This window comes from Flintibacter muris (assembly GCF_943192995.1).
In the GTDB taxonomy this organism is placed as follows: Bacteria; Bacillota; Clostridia; order Oscillospirales; family Oscillospiraceae; genus Lawsonibacter; species Lawsonibacter muris.
Window position 1 is genome coordinate 163658 of sequence record NZ_CALPCP010000003.1, and the last position, 14346, is coordinate 178003.

19 protein-coding genes and 1 pseudogene are annotated in these 14346 nt (G+C 53.4%); 11 read left to right on the top strand and 9 right to left on the bottom strand.

Annotated features, from left to right (window positions below; all coding sequences use genetic code 11):
* Positions 1–120: 120 nt before the first annotated feature.
* The 3 genes from NFS22_RS04545 to NFS22_RS04555 form a co-directional block, all read right to left on the bottom strand.
* A complete protein-coding gene (locus tag NFS22_RS04545; protein WP_251316556.1) occupies positions 121–453 on the bottom strand; it encodes a putative quinol monooxygenase in 333 nt (110 codons plus the stop codon).
* Positions 450–1049 (bottom strand): flavodoxin family protein, encoded by a 600-nt coding sequence (locus tag NFS22_RS04550; RefSeq protein WP_251316557.1) that lies wholly within the window; start codon positions 1047–1049, stop codon positions 450–452. Before NFS22_RS04550 ends, NFS22_RS04545 begins: the two co-directional genes overlap by 4 nt.
* 103 nt (positions 1050–1152) lie before the next feature.
* Complete coding sequence (locus tag NFS22_RS04555; protein WP_251316558.1) at positions 1153–1533, bottom strand: TnpV protein; 381 nt, start codon at positions 1531–1533, stop codon at positions 1153–1155.
* 334 nt (positions 1534–1867) lie between these two features.
* Here NFS22_RS04555 and NFS22_RS04560 point away from each other — a divergent pair, with 334 nt between their 5' ends.
* Both NFS22_RS04560 and NFS22_RS04565 read left to right on the top strand, forming a co-directional pair.
* Complete coding sequence (locus NFS22_RS04560) at positions 1868–2692, top strand: ParA family protein (protein WP_251316559.1); 825 nt, start codon at positions 1868–1870, stop codon at positions 2690–2692.
* The gene (locus tag NFS22_RS04565) at positions 2685–2912 is read left to right on the top strand and encodes a hypothetical protein (protein ID WP_251316560.1); all 228 of its coding nucleotides are present in this window, start codon (positions 2685–2687) and stop codon (positions 2910–2912) included. Before NFS22_RS04560 ends, NFS22_RS04565 begins: the two co-directional genes overlap by 8 nt.
* A gap of 391 nt (positions 2913–3303) precedes the next feature.
* Here the strand turns inward: NFS22_RS04565 and NFS22_RS04570 are convergent, their stop codons facing one another.
* Together NFS22_RS04570 and NFS22_RS04575 are read right to left on the bottom strand one after the other, a co-directional pair.
* Positions 3304–4152 carry a MerR family transcriptional regulator gene (locus tag NFS22_RS04570; RefSeq protein WP_251316561.1) on the bottom strand — a complete coding sequence of 283 codons (849 nt, stop codon included), beginning with the start codon at positions 4150–4152 and terminating at the stop codon, positions 3304–3306.
* A gap of 143 nt (positions 4153–4295) precedes the next feature.
* A complete protein-coding gene (locus tag NFS22_RS04575) occupies positions 4296–4817 on the bottom strand; it encodes a GNAT family N-acetyltransferase (protein WP_251316562.1) in 522 nt (173 codons plus the stop codon).
* 119 nt (positions 4818–4936) lie between these two features.
* Here NFS22_RS04575 and NFS22_RS04580 point away from each other — a divergent pair, with 119 nt between their 5' ends.
* Positions 4937–6274: an MATE family efflux transporter gene (locus NFS22_RS04580; RefSeq protein WP_251316563.1), complete on the top strand. Its 1338-nt coding sequence runs from the start codon at positions 4937–4939 to the stop codon at positions 6272–6274.
* Between the two features lie 243 nt (positions 6275–6517).
* Here the strand turns inward: NFS22_RS04580 and NFS22_RS04585 are convergent, their stop codons facing one another.
* The gene (locus NFS22_RS04585; protein ID WP_251316564.1) at positions 6518–6718 is read right to left on the bottom strand and encodes a helix-turn-helix transcriptional regulator; all 201 of its coding nucleotides are present in this window, start codon (positions 6716–6718) and stop codon (positions 6518–6520) included.
* Between the two features lie 3 nt (positions 6719–6721).
* On the bottom strand, positions 6722–7390 hold the full coding sequence (locus tag NFS22_RS04590; protein WP_251316565.1) for a DUF2178 domain-containing protein: 669 nt from the start codon (positions 7388–7390) through the stop codon (positions 6722–6724).
* A gap of 271 nt (positions 7391–7661) precedes the next feature.
* On the opposite strand from NFS22_RS04590, the gene NFS22_RS04595 reads away from it, so the two are divergent.
* From NFS22_RS04595 to NFS22_RS24245, 8 genes and pseudogenes are all read left to right on the top strand, one after another.
* Positions 7662–8381: a LytR/AlgR family response regulator transcription factor gene (locus NFS22_RS04595; protein WP_251316566.1), complete on the top strand. Its 720-nt coding sequence runs from the start codon at positions 7662–7664 to the stop codon at positions 8379–8381.
* Entirely contained in the window at positions 8378–9685 is a 1308-nt protein-coding gene (locus NFS22_RS04600; protein ID WP_251316567.1) for a sensor histidine kinase, read from the top strand. The genes NFS22_RS04595 and NFS22_RS04600 overlap by 4 nt, the downstream gene beginning before the upstream one ends.
* Entirely contained in the window at positions 9678–9884 is a 207-nt protein-coding gene (locus tag NFS22_RS04605; protein WP_251316568.1) for a hypothetical protein, read from the top strand. Before NFS22_RS04600 ends, NFS22_RS04605 begins: the two co-directional genes overlap by 8 nt.
* Positions 9885–9944: 60 nt before the next feature.
* The gene (locus NFS22_RS04610; protein WP_251316569.1) at positions 9945–10154 is read left to right on the top strand and encodes a hypothetical protein; all 210 of its coding nucleotides are present in this window, start codon (positions 9945–9947) and stop codon (positions 10152–10154) included.
* 238 nt (positions 10155–10392) lie between these two features.
* A complete protein-coding gene (locus tag NFS22_RS04615) occupies positions 10393–11040 on the top strand; it encodes an ATP-binding cassette domain-containing protein (RefSeq protein WP_338147935.1) in 648 nt (215 codons plus the stop codon).
* 419 nt (positions 11041–11459) lie between these two features.
* Positions 11460–11690: pseudogene (locus NFS22_RS04620) on the top strand (sensor histidine kinase); the annotation flags it as partial.
* Between the two features lie 367 nt (positions 11691–12057).
* Complete coding sequence (locus NFS22_RS24240; protein ID WP_478292995.1) at positions 12058–12342, top strand: hypothetical protein; 285 nt, start codon at positions 12058–12060, stop codon at positions 12340–12342.
* A gap of 44 nt (positions 12343–12386) precedes the next feature.
* Complete coding sequence (locus tag NFS22_RS24245; protein ID WP_478292996.1) at positions 12387–13172, top strand: cysteine-rich VLP domain-containing protein; 786 nt, start codon at positions 12387–12389, stop codon at positions 13170–13172.
* A 32-nt stretch (positions 13173–13204) separates the two neighbouring features.
* On the opposite strand, the gene NFS22_RS04635 is transcribed toward NFS22_RS24245, so the two are convergent.
* Together NFS22_RS04635 and smpB are read right to left on the bottom strand one after the other, a co-directional pair.
* Positions 13205–13726 carry a peptidylprolyl isomerase gene (locus NFS22_RS04635; RefSeq protein ID WP_251316570.1) on the bottom strand — a complete coding sequence of 174 codons (522 nt, stop codon included), beginning with the start codon at positions 13724–13726 and terminating at the stop codon, positions 13205–13207.
* A 25-nt stretch (positions 13727–13751) separates the two neighbouring features.
* Positions 13752–14213: an SsrA-binding protein SmpB gene (gene smpB / locus NFS22_RS04640; protein ID WP_251316571.1), complete on the bottom strand. Its 462-nt coding sequence runs from the start codon at positions 14211–14213 to the stop codon at positions 13752–13754.
* Positions 14214–14346 lie beyond the last annotated feature (133 nt).

Below are 14346 nucleotides of genomic sequence, written 5' to 3' on the forward strand. Positions count from 1 at the left end.
CCGCATCCCGAATTCTTGTGTTGCGCCATACAGAAAGGCTTCCTGATTGTCCAAAATAAACTGCTCCCGGTCATCCGGCTCTAAACGAACGAGAACAATTGTTAGAAAATGCTTGTGTGATCAGTGCCTGATAAATTTTTCATCACGGGTGGGAATCCCGCTTTCATCAAGAACATATCTTTCCACGCTCATGTGCAGGTCATATTTTTCCCGCAGTTGTGAGATGGTTTCCATCATTGGAGACGCATGATGCTGGTCCAGGGACTCCTGATCTCTCCATCTGTCAATGAGCAGAACAGTCTCAGGTTCACTAAAAGGAAAGAAATATTCATACCGCTCATTTCCATCCTCTCCGCGAATCAACGTCGCCGTCCCGCTTGCCTCCATTTCCTCGGCAAACTTGCGGGCGCTGCCGCCTTTCCCCGTATAGGTCAGAAGTACCAGGATGCTCATATGGCAGGTTCCTCCCCCTGATAGATGTTCTTCCCGAATTGATACGCTTTTTCCAAATAATCTGTCTTGTCGATCCGGGGCTTTCCATTCGTATCCCCGCAGCCGCCAGCCAACAGCATCCCCTTGTCGTGGAAGCCGATATAGTTGACGAGGGCGAAGCGGTAATAGGACACCGCCTGGTCGAAGGTCCAGAAGAAGTTATCCGCCGCTGTCATCAGCAGGGCACAGTCCTTCACAGGGTATCGTTCATATCGGCCCAGAGGCGGGTCAGTGTCCTCCTCCGCGATGCAGTAGAACCGTTCAATGAACGCCTTGATCCGGGAGGACAGTGTCCAGAAATACAGCGGGGACGCGAAGACCAGCAGATCCGCCTCCTTGACTTTGGGAACAAGGCCGTTGAAGCTGTCCTTTTGCACACAGGGCTTGCCATAACGGCAGGCGTTACAGCCCAAACATCCCTTTACCTCATGCCGCAGCAGGGAGATTACCTCCACGCTGTGTCCGGCCTCCTCAGCACCCCGCTTGAAGCTGTCTATCAACTGAGCGGTGTTGCCCTTGGGCCGTCCACCGCCCTGAATGACCACGATCCTTTTCATAGCCGCCTCCTGTCGATTGGATTGCAATCATTATACCTGATAAAATAGCCGTATTCAAGATGGATGAAGGAATCGGCGCACAATCGTTGCAAAGACTTCTCACCTAAATCAGTTCACACTTGATACTTTCCTCGGCACGGTTCATAATGCTGTTCATAGCCCTGACCCACTCCCACTGTGACTGGCGCTTCAAGTCCTCGGTGACGCCCTCGGCAGCGGCCATCTGCCTGATGATGAGCCGATAGCGATCCTGCGCCTGCTCGTCCAAATCGGCAAGGTAGGTGTGCAGTCTGCCCGTCAAGGTCAGGTGGTTGAGCAGGAGTGGATTCGTTTCTTCCAGATACGCCCGGTGCATCCGCCCCCACTTCCCGATGGGGTGGTCATCGTCCTCCGGTAATCCGATAGCCGGGATGTAGTAGTCCCCGACCAGGACATAATCAAGGTCGTTCATCTCATCATGTATCCTTGGTTTCAATTCATTCATAGCGTTCCTCCGTCATTTCAGATGTTTTCGGTAGCGGCTACCGATAATGCGATATGGATGTTATTTCCTTTCCTACAACAGCAAGTCCTATTCACCACAAATGAGCCGCAGTCATATGTATTTGGTGGCAGAAACCACCCTCCACATATTAACTCTCAAAAACGGATTTTAGAGGACTATGCAAGAAAAAACGGCTTTTCCAATATCCGGCACTTTACCGATGATAGTGCTATATTAGGACCAAGTCAGAAAGTGCTTATAAAAGAAGCCTTTTTCTGATTTGGTCCATTTTTTTGCGCTAAAAATCAAAACTAAAAAAGAGGGGATGTGCGGAATGGCAATAATTTACAGCGTCAGCAATTTTAAGGGGGGCTGCGGCAAGACATCAACAGCATTAAATCTGGGAGCTGCACTGTCTGCTGCCGGGAAGTCTGTCGCGCTGGTTGACAACGATGTTCAAAGCAATCTCACGGCATCGCTGGGCTATACCCCTGCCGAGCAGCCCCGCACACTGGCAAACCTCTTGCTGGCCGCCATTGACTACCCGAAGGATTTGGACTACCATTTACAGAAGACTGTCATCCATACGGACACCGGCATCGACCTTATACCTGCCAACCACCGGCTGTCGGACGCTGCCGCCCGACTCCAGGTTATGCAACTCTCACAGTACAACGCTGTGGGAGATTCCGGGCGGACCAGTGAAAGAGTCATGGCCGACCTGCTGGAACATCTGCGGTCTTTCTATGATTATATCATCATTGACTGCGGCTTGAAGCATGAACTGCTAACCGTCAACGCTTTGGCGGCGTCGGACTTCTGTATTGTGCCGGTCCAGGCTCACTTTCTAGCCAGCGAGGGTATCCCGGAAGTGCTGGAATTGGTCAGGTCGGTGCGGGAACGGTTCAACCCCAAGCTCCAAATCGCTGGCATCCTGCTGACCATGTACCAGTCCCGGCCTCAGCTGTGCCGCAGCGTCCGGGAGAGTGTGGGCGAGATCTACGGCAAGTCCTTCCACGTCTTTGAGCGTCCCATTGAATACTCCATTAAGGTAGCGGAGTGTCCCACCGCCGGGCAGAGCATTTTTGACTACGCTCCGAAGAATGCCGCCGCCGATTCCTACCGCAGTCTGGCGGAGGAGGTGCTGAGGCTTGCTTAAAGCGAACATGAACGATATGTTGAAACGGCGCATGGCCGCTACCCAGCAGGCGTCAGAGTTACAAACCAGCGATGAAGCCTACCAGCAGATTTTCCGGGAGAAGGCGCCTGTTGGTGCTGCCCAGCTCTGTGATCTCCCGCTGGACAAGCTGGTGGCCTTTTTCACAGCGGACATCGGCTTTCGTCCCTATTCCAAAGATATCCTGAACCGTACCGCGTAAGACAGACGCCAGTGCGGGTGGGAGATAAGCGGTGGCCTCTTGGCCTGAGATGTATCCGGCGTAGAACCGGATGGCCTTCTCGATAAACTCGTTTTGTGTACGGCAGTTGTCCCGAAGACACATCTCTTTGACGAGTTGCTGCGTCTCAGGGGAAATTCGCAGCGCGAACTTGAATTTTTTCTCTTGGCATGATGCTCCTCCTGAAATTCGTATATATCCCCGCCGAGATCCCGCGAAAAACGGGCAACGGCGGGCTTTTTGTGAAAGCAGACCCCCGAATTGACCCCAGGGGGTGAAAAATGACCCCCGCCCGAACGTCCCCGCCCCGCTCTGCGGGGCGGTGTTTCCCGTGCGGAGGGGCGCTTGCGACCCCCGCGCTTTATCCTGCACTTTATCTTGTTGAAACGCTGTCCAAAAGCCGCACCGAAATCATGGACGCCGCATTTTTCTCCACCGAGTTAAGGATGAACCCAGCCAGGTCACAGGCGTAGAACGGCCCCTCAATCTTCAGCCCCCGCTCCCGAATATACGCTTCCAGCGTGACGTAAGCTGCCGAAATATCCCAGTGGCCTCGGCAGCAGACATATAAAAAGGTTCCAGCGGGCTTCTCCTTATAATAGGGGAAGTCCGCTTTTTCTTTGATTCGGGTATAGAGGTGGCTGATGGCCCCTGGCCCGCCCTGCTCCCCTGGCTGGTGGATAGCCCCCAAGAGGAAATCCGTCTGTATCCCGTACCGAGCGCACAACGCTTGGCACCGCTCCAGTACGGTAATCAGCATCTCGTCCTCGCTGGCTCCCGGGGACATCAGCCCCTCCAGCTCCTCCACCGGGAGGGCCAGCAGGTGCTCCGTCTCAAACCAGGCGGTCTGTGGAACCATATCTGAAACCGACCCGAACTCCAGGCTGCGCAGGGCGTTGGATAGTACAAAGTCCATGTGCTCCAGCCTCCGCCGCTCCGCCTCCAGGCAGTCCTTCTGTTCCCGCAGAAGTTCTATGGTTTTGTGAGTATCCTGCCCCCGGAGGCAGCGGCGGATCTCCTCCAGGGGTGTGCCCGTCTGGCGGAAGATAGAGATGGCGTAAAAATCGTAGAACTGCTCCACATCGTAGTAAAAATAGCCGTTGTCCCCCTGGTGGACGGGCAAAAGCAGCCCAATATCCTTGTAGTGACGCAGGGTCTCCTTGGTGGTGCCGCACAGGGCAGCGAAAGCCCCGGAGGTCAGCCAGCCTATTTTCCGCTCCATAAAAATTTCCTCCCCAAAATGAAAAATATCTCTTGACTGCGTGGCTGCCACACGGTTTATGATACCCCTTGCCGAAAAAGATGTCAAATATTAAAACCGGGGAACCGCCGTTCCAGGCAGTCCCCCAATAAACCGGAATTTTATCACTTTAATTTTTCCCATTCTTCACGCTTTATGGCATATGCATATGATATCCCATTCTTTTCATCGGGATATTCTTTCACTTTCCTCATACCGATTGCAATAGCAACAGAATACGAACCAATATTTGTATATTTCATGTAAGAATATAGACAATCGTATTCTGTATTCATAAATGCCCAATTTCTAACTGCGCTTGCGGCCTCACTTCCAAAACCTTTCCTCCAATGATTTTTATGAATGTGATACCCTATTTCAGGCAGGAATTCTCCATCAATATTCTGTATTGTCAGCCCGCAGTCGCCGATAAATTCACCCGTTTCTCTTAAAACAACAGCCCACAAACCGAATCCATATTCCTCGTAGTTTTGGAGATTCCATTCAATCCAATCCTTTGTACGTTTCTCATCAAAAGGTTTGGGATAGTGTCGCATGGTTTCTGGATCTGAAAAGATTTCAAATAATGCCGGAAAATCCTCATGAGTAAATTCTCTTAACAGTAGTCTTTCTGTTTCAATTATCATTATTGTTTCTCCTTAAATCCCGATTTATCGCTCCAATTATATCACTGGCTTTGCGCCAATACAAGCCAGTTTTCTATAATGCCAAATATATTTCATCTGTAACCCAAAAGGAGAAAACCATGGAACAAAAACTGGACTCTTACCATCTGCCGGTCACGGGCAAAAACATCCTGCGCTTTGCATTCCCCACCATTGTCATGACAGTGTTCAACACCTTCTACACCATGGTGGACGGGCTGTTCGTCTCCAACCTGATTGGGATGGAGGCCCTGTCCGCCATCAACCTCACCGCCCCGGCCATCGCCCTGATCACGGCCATCTCCGGGATGCTGGCTACCGGCGGCAGCGCCGTAGTCATGAAGAAAATGGGGGAACACAAGGAACAGGAGGCCCGGCAGGATTTTACCCTGCTGATTCTCACCAACGCCGTTGTGGGCGGGGTGATGATGCTGCTGGGTTACACCCTGATGGACACTCTGCTGGGGACTATGGGCCTCTCCCCGGCGGTGTTCGGCTACTGCCGCACCTATCTGAGCAACTACCTGCTGTTCACCATCCCCATCCTGCTCATGTACAACTTCTCCCTGTACCTCATTGCCGCCGACAAGTCCACCCTGTCCCTGATCTGCACGGTGGCAGGGGGCGTGACTAATATCATTCTGGACTATGTTCTGATTGCTCTATTCGACATGGGTATCCAGGGGGCGGCCATCGCCACCGGACTGGGCTACTCCATCACCGCCGTGGTGGGCTTTCTGGTGTTCCGGAAAAAGGACAGCCTGCTCCACTTTGAAAGACCGGTCTTCCGGGGCGGGGTGCTGTTCCACGCCTCAACCAACGGTATGTCGGAGCTGGCCACCTCCCTGGTGTCCGGCATCACCACCCTGCTGTTCAACCTGGCGATGCTGAAATACATAGGCGAAGACGGCGTGGCGGCCATTACCATCATCATGTATGTGCTGATGTTCGTCAGCGCCCTGTTCATCGGCTACTCCTACGGTGTGGCCCCCATGATCTCCTACTACCACGGGGAGCAGAACCATGAGAAGCTGAAGAAGCTGGTAGGATTCAGCGTCAAATTCATCGTCGGGGCGTCCGTCCTCTGTACGTTGATCTCCATTCTGGCCACCGTCCCCCTGGTGGGTATTTTCACCCGGCCGGACAGCCCGGTGTATGAGCTGGCGGTGACGGGAAACCGCCTGTGCTCCATCGCTCTGCTGTTCGTAGGGCTGAACGTCTTTGCCAGTGGTATGTTTACCGCCCTGTCCAACGGGGTGGTGTCCGCCGTGCTGGCCTTCTCCCGGTCCTTCCTGTTTACCGTAGCCAGCATTCAGATCATGCCCGTCCTGCTGGGGGGTGTCACCGGCGTGTGGCTGGCGACGCCTGTGGCCGAGCTGCTGGGGACAGTCATGGCGGCGGCGCTGCTGCTGAAATACCGGAAGCGGTACGGCTATTGACAGCAATTGTAATCAGGCACCCAATCAGACAGATCAGCAACATGGCTATTGTGGACACCATTAAATTGCAGCAGTAATAAAATGCTGGAGGGCAGCGGCTTTTTGCCGCTCCCTTATGCGCTGTCCTGATACTTCTATGGCCGTCATTTAATTTTTCAAAATTTTAAGCACTTCGGACATTTCTGTGACATTTGCGTTTTACAATGACCTCACCCAAGGAAGCGAGGTGTTGAAATGAGTCCATCAATCAAAAATAAATATTTCTTCAATTGGGGCCTCAACCGCCCTTGAAATGTCAATAGCTAATTTCAGAGAGGGATTGTACTGTGCTTTTTCCAGCCGCATGATGGTTTCCCGGCGCACGCCCACCTGCGCGGCCAGCTGCTCCTGGGTCAGATCCTTCAGCTGCCGGTACTTTTTTAATCTGCACTCAAACTCGGCCATTTCTTATTCCCCGCCTTCCTCCGTCTGGTCGTCGTGGTCATAGCGGTAAAGCAGATACTCCGGGAGAAAAATACCCAGGGCCAATGTCAGGGAGAGTACGATAATCGTGGCAATCAGGGTATATTCCAGGCTGCCGAACAGCCTCCCCTGGCAGAGAATGACCAGCGCAATCAGTGTAATGCTGAACGTGATTTTGTAAGTGTTGAGCCAGGCGCGGGCAACATTCTCGCGGAAGCGTTCATCCATAAAGATCCCGGACATTTTTCCCTCATAGAAAAATCCAAAAAAGCCGAAAAACAGGAAAAACGCAAAGGGGAAAACAGCGCCCATGGCGGAGTAGGTCCAGAAACCCGCAAGGCCCAAAAATCCCAGCAGCCCCAGGAACCCCAGTTTAGGATTGACTTTGCGTGTCATGTTTGTCTTTGCGATGTTCCTCTTGCTTTTCCCAATGCTGATAAACAGCTGGATAAACAGAGCGAGCGCATAGACGCAGGTGAGGGAGATGGATAAAATCATGGGCAGATCCTTCGTGTTGAAGGAGTAACTTCCAAAGTCCATGGGAGCGACCAGGCGGGAGTCGTTAAATGTAACAGCGTACCAGACTGAGAGCAGCACGGCCGCGATGCAGAAGATCCCGCAGCCAACCCAGATTTTTACCTGATTCTTTTTCATGTAGTGCCTCCAATTAACGAGATATATTTATCTCTTGATAGGACAAATATATCACTTCACTTTCTTCGTGTCAATAGGAAAATGAGAAATATTTGTCTCTTTTTATTCCGGGCACTTCGGAGTGACCATTACAAAACATTTCGTGACATTCAAAGAGCATTTCATAACAAACAGGCGGATGGTCATAACAAACAGGCGGATGGCTGCTTGCCAGTGCAGGGCAGCCGTAGTATAATATTCCGTCATAATAATGAGGGAGGTGGATTACCCCATGCTGCGTATTGCCATCTGCGACGATGACAGTGCCACCGTCCAATCCAACCGCAAGCTCGCGGAGGACTGCCTGAAGCAATGCGGGAGCGCCGGCGAGATCGCCGCCTATACTCACAGCGGCAATCTCCTCTACGACATCACCGAGGATGGGTTTTTCTTTGACCTGATCCTGCTGGACATTGAAATGCCCGGCAGCACCGGGATGGAGCTGGCTGGGAAAATCAGGCCCTTTTTGCCCAATGTGAAGATCATCTTCATTACCTCCCATGTGGAGTACGCCATTGACGCCTTTGAGCTGTCCATCTTCCGGTACGTCCCCAAGAACGACATCGCCCGGCGGCTCCCTGGGGCAATCTGTGACGCCATCCGGCTGATCGAGCTGGAGGAGGGGAAGTTCTACACCATCCAGACCAACAGCCGCCTGGAGAAAATTCCGTATAAGGAGATTCTTTACCTCTCGCGGGACGGGAAAAACACCAGCATCGCCACCGCAGGCGGGGCGGCCAAGGTGCGCAAGAGCTTACAGCAGGTCTATGAGGAGCTGGGCGCAGAGGAGTTTATCTTCATCGACCGGGGCTGCATCGTCAACATGATCCACGTCATGCAGGTCAAAGAGGGCATGGCCGTCCTGAAAAACGGCGCCGCCCTCCCCATCAGCCGCTCCCATCTGCAGGAAGTAAAGGCCCAGATCAACGCCTACTGGGGGGCGCACATATGACGGACGTGTTTCTGCTGCTTTCCGGCCTGTTGACCGGGGCGGTGCGGGTTCTGGTGGGCCTGACGCTCGTTCACCGGCTGCTGTCCATAAAGAGACCAGACCGAAAAAGTATCGCGGCGGGGCTGGCCGGGGTGCTGGTTCTCACGGTTTCGCTGTCCCTGCTCCATGCGCCGGATTTCTACCGGATGGCTCTGGAGGCGGTTCTGATTGCCGCCTGCGCCCACCGGCTGCAAGGGGCAGAACTGAGAATGGGCCTGTTTGTCGGCATCTTTTATGAGATCGGCGTCTCTTTCTGGTCGTTTCTCCTGCCGGCATGGATGGGCGTGCTGTTCCGTTCCCAGGACTTTCTGAGCACCAGAACACTGGCCGGACAGTCCGCCCTCTGGCTGCTCCATGGGCTGCTGGCCGTTTTGGCGGTCTGGCTCTCCAGAGGCTGGGAGATCAACCGCAAATCCGCGTTCCAGGCTGTCTCCGCGCTTACGCTGGCGGGATTCCTCGGAGTCATCACACTGTCGGAGCAGACAGTTCTGGCGATCCCCGACGACACCCTTTATATGTGGACCATCCTGGCGGTGGTGCTGATGATGTCGGTGCTGGTGTTCAACATCAACCGGCAGTATGAGGTGGAAAAGGAGCTGGCAAAGCTGAAATCGGAGCAGGCCGAGCTGCTGGAGCGGGACTATACCGCTGTCAACCGGGCCTACCAGGTCAACGCCAAACTGTTCCACGACCTCCACAACCACATCGGCGTTCTGCGGCAGCTCCTCACCCATGAGAAGTATGGGGAGGCTGTCCGCTACCTGGATGAATTGCAGGCCCCGGTGCAAAACCTGACCGCCAACCTCTGGACAGGGGACGAGACAACGGACTACCTGATCAACAGCAAAGCGGCTGCGGCGGGGGAGGCTGGCATCCGGTTCCAGGCCCAGGTGGAGTTCCCCCGCCGCGCCAACATCCGTAGCGTGGATCTGTGCGCGATTTTGGGGAATCTTTTGGACAACGCCATCGAGGCGGCCCGGCAGGTGCCCGACCCGTCGGGGCGGACGGTGGCCCTCACCATCCGCCGCATCCAGCAGATGCTGGTCATCAAGGTGGAGAACAGTTTTTCCTCTGTACCCGTCCAGGAAAATGGCGAGCTGAAAACCACCAAGACCGGGGGCGGTCTCCACGGTTGGGGCCTGAAAAGCGCTCAGACCGCCGCGGAAAAGTACGACGGAATGGTGCAGGCCGGTGTCTCCGGGGAAGTGTTCCGGGCGGTAGCTACACTGTCCTATCAAGGAATGGAGGATTTTTCCTATGAGTAAATACGACGCTTTGTGGGACTATGTGCAAAAGGATGGAAGCCCGGCCCTCAAATTGACCTTTGCGCAGATCCAGGAAATCGCGGGGATACCCATTGACCACTCGTTCCTGAAATACAAAAAGGAATTGACGGACTACGGGTATCAGGTGGGGAAAATTTCCATGAAAGAGCAAACGGTTGTTTTTCATCGGATTGCTTAGAGAACGAGCTTGTGCTATAATCAGAGCGACAAATCGGGATATCCAGGGAGGTCATGTCGTATGTTTGACGAATTAACAACATGCAAACCAGAGGAACTCCAAGAATATGCAGAAAGAATTGCTGAGACGTTGAATGCGGATAATGCAGAAACTTTTATCCGTATTCTTTGGAATCGTGTTTCGGAATTAACAGACGAGCAAGAAAAAAGACTTCATCAATTAGGCAGAAAGGTTCGGAAAAGGTTTAATATGAAGCCAATCCGAGAGTAACAAATGTAAATTACCACTTCAAGTTTATCGGGGCGCTTATCCGCAGAAGGTAAGCGCCCCTTTTCGCGGCCAAAAACCAACCGTTTGCGGACACTCGCGCACAGCGCCCGGTTTTCTGTTATGATGCGGATACATCAAAGGAAGCACTGCTTCAAGGAGGAAACTGTTATGCGTCATGTTTATATTCGTGGTATCCTGGCTCTGATCTGGCTGGCGGCGGCTGTCAGCGGCCTGTATCGTGCTGTCCGGCTTCTCCCTCCAGCTGCGGCCCCATGAAGTGGTGGGGCTGATCGGCCTGAACGGGGCGGGCAAGACCACCTTCCTGAAAACCCTGTCCGGACTCCATGAGGGCTTTCACTGCGACAGCATCCGTCTGAACGGCCAGCTGGTCACCTTCCGAGATAAAGGTTTCAAGCTGTGCCGGTACACTGTCTTTGCCGAGGACAACTCCTTCCAGTATTTCACCTTCCGGGAGTACCTGTCCTATGTGGCGGCGGCGTACAAAACGAAATTGCCCGACGTGTCCGAGTTGGTGCAGGGCTTTCACTTCGAGGACTACACCGACACTCTGCTGAAAGACCTGTCCACTGGAAACAAGAAAAAGGCGTTTCTGATCACCGCCTTCGCCCTGAAACGGCCGCTCCTCCTGCTGGACGAGCCGGTGAACGGGCTGGACTTCCAGAGTACAGAGAACCTGTACCGGCTGATCGCCGGGTATAAGGAGCACGGGACAGTTCTGTTCTCCTCCCACATCCTGGAGAGCATCACCCTGACCTCGAACCGGGTACTGGTGCTGGAGGACGGACAGATCCGCCGGAGCTTTGAGGGTGGCGAAATAAACGCCGCCAACATTCGGGAGGCCCTGCATGATGAAAATGAGCTTTGACGTCACCGCCAAAAAGCTATTTGGCGTGAAATATGAGCGGCTGATTCGGACGCTCTTTCTGGAGCTGGTGGCCTTTTGGGGGCTGCATATCTCTGGACTCCAGGTGGAGATCGCCCCCTCCATCCTGTACCTGATGGCTGGTGCCTTCTCCGGCGGGGTCATGTGGCAGGCCCTTTCCTCTGACGACAACCGGGCCAACCTGGAAAATCTATTCATGCTCCCCTTTGAGGGCCGGACCCTGGTGCTTTCCTATGCAGCCGCTCTGGGGGCCTACACCCTGCTCACCAAGACCGCCGGCCTGCTGGCGGTGGTCTGGGCAGTCGGCCACTGGAGCTGGGCGGAGATTTTGGGGAGTATCCTCTGTGCCCTGGCCGCTATTGTGATCGTGTCCTGTCTCTATCCCCTGCGCCTGGGCCGTACAGATGTATGTCAAGCTGGACGTGACCGACACCGGAAAGGGCATCCCGGAGAGCCGTCAGGCCGCCATCTTCCGGCGTTTTTACCGGGAGGAGGAGGTTCACGACCAGCCGGGAGTAGGTATCGGGCTGTATCTGGCCCGGGAGATCGTCACCCGACAGAGCGGCTATATCAAGGTGACCTCGGAGCCCGGCCGGGGGTCTACCTTTTCCGTGTTCCTGCCCTGGCGATAAACTGTTCACAAAAAATTCATATTCAAAGCTCCAATTCGGACATTTCTGAGACATTTGGATTATGATGATGGTATTTTTGATCGTGGTGTATAGGATGCAGATAGGAGACCTCCGGCAGAACCCAGATTGCCTGTAATGCTGGCAAAAAGCCTAAAGAGTCCCACTCCTTGGGGCCAGAAATAAAAAAGCAGAATGATTTTAAAGTAAAATGGTTGATTATCTCAAAAAAGCCTTGATTTACGGGCATACAAGCAGGATTTCAAGCTGAATTTACTACAAATTTACTGCTTTTGAGGGAAAGAGCCTTGATATGCTGCCCGGAACCCTGCCAGCCCAGCCACCAGCACACAGCATTGAGAAAGAATAAATGAAAACTGAATACGACGCAAACGCGGCGTTTCTCTATCCCTACACGGGAGAACAGGAACGCCGCTTTTTTTATGCACTTATCCTTGCGTATGCCGTGGAGCGGACCGGGGTACAGGACGGGAAGATCAAGGGCAACCTGTACGAGCTGGACTATGAGAAACACTATGTGCGCGTCAAGGACAATACCCTTGCTGCCGGGACGGTAACGCTTGTTTATGAGCATGGGACCCGGAAGCCCTGCAATCCCTGTTGCGGGAGGAAAGGGAAAGCCGGGATAAGCTGAAACCGGAGGATTTAGGAGAGCATATCGCCGCATTGCATGAGGGCATGATCGGACGGGAAGCGCGGCGCATTGTGGCAGATATGAAAAAGCTGTCTGCCCCCAACAGCCCGGATAAATCTCATTTCATGGTGGAGCTGTCCCCGACATTTACGCGCCTTGCGTCCACAAAGGACACCGACCGCCTTTTTTCCATGCTGCCCTATAAGACGCTTTCCTTTTCCGCGATCAAGAACCAGCACATACGCGCTGATCGGCAAGGACGAGAACCGGGACAGGCAGATAAGGAAGCCCCGTCCCTCTGTCCGGGCGCAGCTTGCGCAGGACGCAAAAAGAACCGCCCCGAAGAAAACGGCGGCGAAAACAAAAAATCACGGATTGGAGGTATGAGCAACATTAAGCGGCTCACGCCGCCCCAAAGCTGGAAAGTCAACGCCCTTGTATGCCGGACATGCTGCAATTATGATAGCGGAAACTGTATCTTGCTTGACGACGGGGACACTTGCGTATGCCCACAGCTCATTTCCTATTCCCTGCTTTGTAAATGGTTCCGTATCGCGGTACTGCCCGCAGATAAGGAGCTGTACGCCGAGCTTTACCATGCAGAGGATATGCGCCGTTGTAGTGTGTGCGGTGCGACTTTTGCTTCCAGTTCCAACCGGGCTATTTATTGCCCGGACTGCCGGAAGCGTATCACAAGAATGGAAATAACAACCAATCAAGAAGGAGTTGAAGAAAATGAAGGCAGCACCACAGGAATGACTGAAAGAGTATGTAAAAAGCCAGCACTTCACCAGCACGGCGGAGCCGTGAATCAGGGAGTACGCCATTAAGAAACTCCCTCAGAGAGGGAGTTTTTAAAGGGTCAGATTTTCTCCGGTTCGGGGTAGTCCACGCCAAAGGTGTCCACGGTGACGGACTTCATCACCTGCTTCTGGCGGGGGCGGTCCTGCCAGTCGGTTTTGCCGGAGACGATCGCGTCAGCGGTCTCCATGCCCTCAATAACCTTGCCAAAGGCGGCATAGCTGCCATCCAGGTGAAGGGCCTTGTCTACCATGATGAAAAACTGGCTTCCAGCGGAGTCGGGGTCCATAGCTCGGGCCATGGACAGCACGCCCCGGTCATGTTCCAGGTCATTCTGGAAGCCGTTTTGGGCGAACTCACCCTTGATGGAGTAGCCCGGGCCGCCCATGCCAGTGCCCTGAGGACAGCCGCCCTGGATCATAAAGCCTGGAATACAGCGGTGGAAGATCAAGCCGTTGTAAAAGCCATTTTTAACAAGGGAAATAAAGTTGTTTACGCTGTTGGGGGCCACTTTGGGGTAGAGCTCCGCTTTCATAATGGAGCCGTTCTCCATTTCAATGGTAACGATGGGATTTTGTGCCATATCAATCATCCTTTCTCAGGCTTGTTTACCGATTTCGGGTCTTCATAACCCGGTCCATCTCCCGTTTGGCGTCCCGCCGGGCGGCGGACTCCCGCTTGTCGTAGAGCTTCTTGCCTTTGGCCAGGCCGATTTCCAGCTTTACCCTGGGGCCCTTGAAGTAAATGGACAGTGGAATCAGGGAGTAACCGTCCTGCTTGATTTTTGCGAACAGCCGTAAAATTTCCCGCTTGTGCATCAGCAGTTTGCGGGTACGGCGGGGGTCCTTGTTGAAGATGTTGCCCTTTTCATAGGGACTGATGTGCATGCCAAGAACGGAAATTTCTCCATCTTTAATCAGGCAGAAGGAATCTTTTAAATTCACATTGCCGAGGCGGATGGATTTTACCTCAGTGCCCGCCAGTTCAATGCCGGTCTCATACTTCTCTTCAATAAAATAGTCGTGGTAGGCCTTGCTGTTTTTGGCGACAATCTTCACCGCCTCGCCCACAGCGGACACCCCCTATCCAAAAAAGTCACACAAGTATACCACATCATATCCCAAAAGGCAAGAAAAAAGTGGGCAGCCATTATTATTAGGTTACACAAGGTCAAATGACCGAGTGTAACCTAATTTTTTTATA